The sequence below is a fragment of the Nocardia farcinica genome, assembly GCF_029867845.1.
GTDB lineage: Bacteria > Actinomycetota > Actinomycetes > Mycobacteriales > Mycobacteriaceae > Nocardia > Nocardia farcinica_A.
Genome location: NZ_JARWRU010000652.1, coordinates 1 through 4,440, shown reverse-complemented (window position 1 = coordinate 4,440; position 4,440 = coordinate 1). Strand labels below are relative to the sequence as shown.

Annotated in this window: 5 protein-coding genes; 3 read left to right on the top strand and 2 right to left on the bottom strand. The window is 71.6% G+C overall.

Annotated elements, in window-relative coordinates; all coding sequences use genetic code 11:
- The coding region (locus QH283_RS14415; RefSeq protein ID WP_280503508.1) for a hypothetical protein at positions 1-578 on the bottom strand (578 nt) is incomplete at its 3' end.
- A 298-nt stretch (positions 579-876) separates the two neighbouring features.
- The gene (locus QH283_RS14410) at positions 877-1,611 is read right to left on the bottom strand and encodes an SDR family oxidoreductase (RefSeq protein ID WP_280503507.1); all 735 of its coding nucleotides are present in this window, start codon (positions 1,609-1,611) and stop codon (positions 877-879) included.
- A gap of 68 nt (positions 1,612-1,679) precedes the next feature.
- Between QH283_RS14410 and QH283_RS14405 the strand changes: the two genes are divergently transcribed.
- The 3 genes from QH283_RS14405 to QH283_RS14395 all read left to right on the top strand — a co-directional run.
- Entirely contained in the window at positions 1,680-2,501 is an 822-nt protein-coding gene (locus tag QH283_RS14405) for an alpha/beta fold hydrolase (protein ID WP_280503506.1), read from the top strand.
- Positions 2,502-2,608: 107 nt separating this feature from the next.
- On the top strand, positions 2,609-3,955 hold the full coding sequence (gene mshA / locus QH283_RS14400) for a D-inositol-3-phosphate glycosyltransferase (protein ID WP_280503509.1): 1,347 nt from the start codon (positions 2,609-2,611) through the stop codon (positions 3,953-3,955).
- Positions 3,955-4,440: YbjN domain-containing protein (locus QH283_RS14395; protein ID WP_280503505.1), on the top strand; the 486-nt coding region annotated here is incomplete at its 3' end. The genes mshA and QH283_RS14395, both read left to right, overlap by 1 nt.

The following is a 4,440-nucleotide window of genomic DNA, read 5'->3' as shown; positions in this document are numbered from 1 at the left end:
TCCGGGATGCGGTCGCCCTGCTCGGCGGCGCGTTCCAGCGCGCGGGCCACCGCCTCGGTGGAGGCCACCGGCCGGGGCGCGCCGAGCAGGCTCGACAGGCTCGGCGGCCGATCGTCGAGAATGCGGAACCCGAACGCGGAGTACTCGCCGCAGGGCTTGACGCACAGGCTGTCCTCGGTGCGGGAGAGCTCGTCGACGGCCGCGCGGAAGCCCGCCGCGTCGGAGACCACCCGCCACGGCGGTACAGGAAGCCCGGCGGCGGCCGCGGCCCGGTAGGTGCGGACCTTGCTGGTCAGGGTGCGGATCGCGGCGGGTGGCGAGCACATCAGGCCGGTGCCGATCGCGGCGAAATCTTCGGCCCGCCCGGCGAGGGCGTCCAGCCGTCGCGGCGGGATGAGGACGTCGATCTCGTTGGTGCGGCAGAAGTCGAGGGCGAAGGCGGCGTACTCGGCGTTGCCGACATGGCGCGGTTCCAGCGCGGGCACGTCGCACACCGACAGCGCGGGCGCGCCCGGGTCCACATTGCTGGCGTAGACAGTGACGTCCACGCCGTCGGGGTTCTGCCGAAGCAACTGCATGACCTGGGCGGATGCCGCTCCCGCACTGCTCAGCCAAATTCGAAGCGCGATGATGACGCTCCTCTCGTAGATCCTGCAGCCGAGCGGTGATGACCTGGCGCGATGGTGATGGTGCGCGGGGAGATTAGCCCGGCCAGGTGACGGCAGTATTTCTACGAGGAGAACCACGAGTTTCCCTGCGGCGCAACGCCATTCGTCGCGCGCGAACCGGCCGGGGCCGTTATCATCCGCGGCCGTCGATCAGCAGTGGCCGTCGATCAGCAGTGGCCGTCGTCCGAGCCCGCGCGGCGCCCCGGGGTCAGCTCCGGCGGGCGAAACGGCTCGGGGAGGCCTGGTCGCGAGGAGCGACGATGATCTGGTCGAGGTTGACGTGCGGCGGGCGGGAGGCGACGAAGCCGACGATCTCGGCGATGTCCTGCGCCACCAGCGGGTCGATGCCCTCGTAGACCTTGGCCGCGCGCTCGGCGTCGCCGTCGAAGCGGACCAGGGAGAACTCGGTCTCCACCGCGCCGGGGGCGATCTCGGTGAGCCGCACCGGTTTGCCGAGCAGTTCCCCGCGCAGGGTGCGGTGCAGCACGGCCTGGGCGTGCTTGGCCGAGGTGTAGCCGGAGCCGTTGTCGTAGGCGTGGAAGGCGGCCACCGAGGTGATGGTGACGACGAGCCCGTCGCCGGAGTCGATCAGCTTCGGCAGCAGCGCCTTGGTGACGCGCAGCGTGCCGAGGACGTTGGTCTCCCACATCCAGCGCCAGTCGTCCAGGTCGGCCTCGGCGACCGGGGCAAGGCCCTTGGCGCCGCCCGCGTTGTTGACCAGCACGTCGGCGCGTTCGATCGCGTCGGTGAAGGCGCGCACCGAGTCGTCGGAGGTGACGTCGAGCTCCAGCGCGGTGCCGCCGATCTCGTCGGCGAGGGCGCGCAGCCGGTCGATCCGCCGGGCGCCGACGTAGACGTGACAGCCCTGGCTCGCGAGTTGGCGCGCGGTGGCCTCCCCGATGCCCGAACTTGCTCCCGTGACGACCGCGGTGCGAGTGCTCATGGGCACCGATCCTAGGGCCGTGACGTGGGCCACCGGGCGTGCGGTGGGTCACCGCTAGCATGCATGGCATGGCTACACGGGACGCGGTCAGCGCGGATGGCACCAGGATCGTCTATCGGGTCACCGGTCCGCGGGACGGCAGGCCGCTGGTGCTCGTGCACGGCTGGTCGGCCAATCTGACCTGCTGGGGCGAGGCCGCCGACGCGCTGGCGCAGCGGTTCCGGGTGATCGCGGTGGACCTGCGCGGCCACGGTTACTCCGACGCACCGGCTTCCGGCTACGACGACCAGGCCAACTGGGCCGCCGACCTCGCCGCCGTGCTGGCCGCCGAGGACGTGACCTCCGGCGCGGTGCTGCTCGGCTGGTCCTACGGCGGCATCGTCATCAGCGACTACCTGAGCGCGCACGGCACCGGCGCGGTCGCGGGTGTGGTCTACGTGGGCTCGATGGCCAATATCGGCCGTGCGCCCGGCGCCCAGGTCGGCGAGGCGCTCCAGCAGGCCATGGCCGGGGTGTTCGAGGAGAGCCCGGGTAAGGCCATGCGCGGATTCGCGGCCTTCGGCAACGCCAACACCGGCGACCGCCGCGACAAGGGGGTGGACGCCCAGCGCCTGTTCGGCATGAGCCTGGCCACCCCGCCCTCGGTGCGCAAGGCGCTGTTCTACCGCACCGCCGACAACACCGAGACGCTGCGCGGCCTCGACGTCCCGGTGCTGGTGTTGCACGGCACCGCCGACCCGGTGGTGCCGATCGACAACGGCCGCTTCATCGTCGACACCGTGCCCGACGGCCGTGGCTCCTACTGGGAGGGCGCCCAGCACGGCCTGTTCATCGAGGACCCGGAACGCTTCGTCGCCGAGGTCGGCAAGTTCGCCGACGAACTGGCCTGAGCGGTACCGGCCGGTCCGTCGGCGCCGCCGTAAGCGCCTGGCAAAACCTTGTGATAGGTGTCACTTGCTTCGGACCGGCCGTCCGGTCCACTGCCGATGAGTGCACACTGGAGTGTGTGAGTCATCGTGTGGACCGTCGGCCGAACCGCATCGCCGTACTGTCCGTGCACACCTCCCCGCTGGCTCAGCCCGGTACCGGGGATGCGGGCGGAATGAACGTGTATGTGCTGCGTACGGCCGTGGAACTGGCGCAGCGGGGCATCGAGGTGGAGATCTTCACCCGGGCCACCTCCTCGCACGTCCCGCCGGTGCAGGAGGCGGCGCCAGGTGTGCTGGTGCGCAATGTGGTGGCCGGTCCGTTCGAGGGCCTGGACAAGCACGACCTGCCCACCCAGCTGTGCCCCTTCACCGCCGAGGTCCTGCGTCAGGAGGCCAGGCAACTTCCTGGCTACTACGATCTGGTGCACGCCCACTACTGGCTGTCCGGGCAGGTCGGCTGGCTGACCAGGGACCGCTGGCGGGTGCCGCTGGTGTTCACCGCGCACACCCTGGCGGCGGTCAAGAACGCCGCGCTCGCCGAGGGCGACGCCCCGGAACCGCCGGCCCGCGAGATCGGCGAGAAGCAGATCATCGCCGAGGCCGACCGCATGGTCGCCAACACCGCCGAGGAGGCGCGTCAGCTCGTCGAGCTCTACGGCGCCGAGGAACGGCGCATCAGCATCGTCCCGCCCGGCGCCGACCTGAGCCTCTACCACCCCGGTGACCGCGCGGCCGCCCGCGCCGCGCTCGGTCTGTCCCCACACGAGCAGGTGGTGGCCTTCGTCGGCCGCATCCAGCCGCTCAAGGCGCCCGACGTGCTGGTGCGCGCGGCCGCCGAACTGCTCGGCCGCGACCCGGCGCGCCCGCTGCGCGTGCTGGTGGTCGGCGGCCCGTCCGGCTCCGGCCTGCAGCGACCGGACGCGCTGATCGAGCTGGCCGCCGAACTCGGCATCAGCGACCGGGTCACCTTCCTGCCCCCGCAGCCGCCGGAGCAACTGGTGCACGTCTACCGGGCCGCCGACCTGGTCGCGGTGCCCAGCCACAACGAGTCCTTCGGCCTGGTCGCCATCGAGGCGCAGGCCAGCGGGACCCCGGTGCTGGCCGCCGAGGTGGGCGGCCTCGGCACCGCCGTGCGGCACGGGTCGACGGGCCTGCTGGTGCGCGGGCACCGCATCCCCGACTGGGCCGACGCCCTCGGCGCGCTGCTGGACGACCCGGCCGGTCTGCGCGCGATGGGCGCGCGCGCCGTCGAGCACGCGGCGGGCTTCTCCTGGGCGCACACCGCGCAGGGACTGCTGGACAGCTACTCCGCGGCACTGCACGATTTCCACGGCGCGCGGACCGCATCGACCCGCGGCGCGCCGGACCGGACCAGACTGCGGGCGTCGCGCCGACGCCGGGTGGGAGTTTTCTGATGAGCGCAACAGCGAGCGTCGCCGAGGTCGCCTCGATCATCGACGAGACGCTGCGTGACCGCGGAATCGAGTACACCCGTCCCGCCGAGGACGTCTTCGTGGTGGTGTTGCCGGGCGAGCGCAAGCTGAAGACCACCCTCATGCTGACCGTCGGCAAGCACGGGGTGCGCGTCGAGTCCTTCGTCTGCCGCAAGCCGGACGAGAACTTCGAGGGCGTCTACAAGTTCCTGCTGCGGCGCAACCGCAGGCTCTACGCGGTCGCCTACACCCTGGACCGGGTCGGCGACATCTACCTGGTCGGGCGGCTGTCCTCGCACGCGGTCACCCCCGACGAGCTGGACCGGGTCTTCGGCCAGGTGCTGGAGGCCGTCGACGCCGACTTCAACACGCTGCTGGAACTCGGCTTCGCGGAATCCATCCGGCGCGAATGGAAGTGGCGGGTCTCGCGCGGCGAGTCGCTGAAGAACCTGCTCGCCTTCGAGCAT

What these genes read in the sequence shown, in the direction of transcription:
- QH283_RS14410 (WP_280503507.1), bottom strand. Translation starts at nt 1,611, where the DNA reads ATGAGCACTCGCACCGCGGTCGTCACGGGAGCAAGTTCGGGCATCGGG.
- QH283_RS14405 (WP_280503506.1), top strand. Translation starts at nt 1,680, where the DNA reads ATGGCTACACGGGACGCGGTCAGCGCGGATGGCACCAGGATCGTCTAT.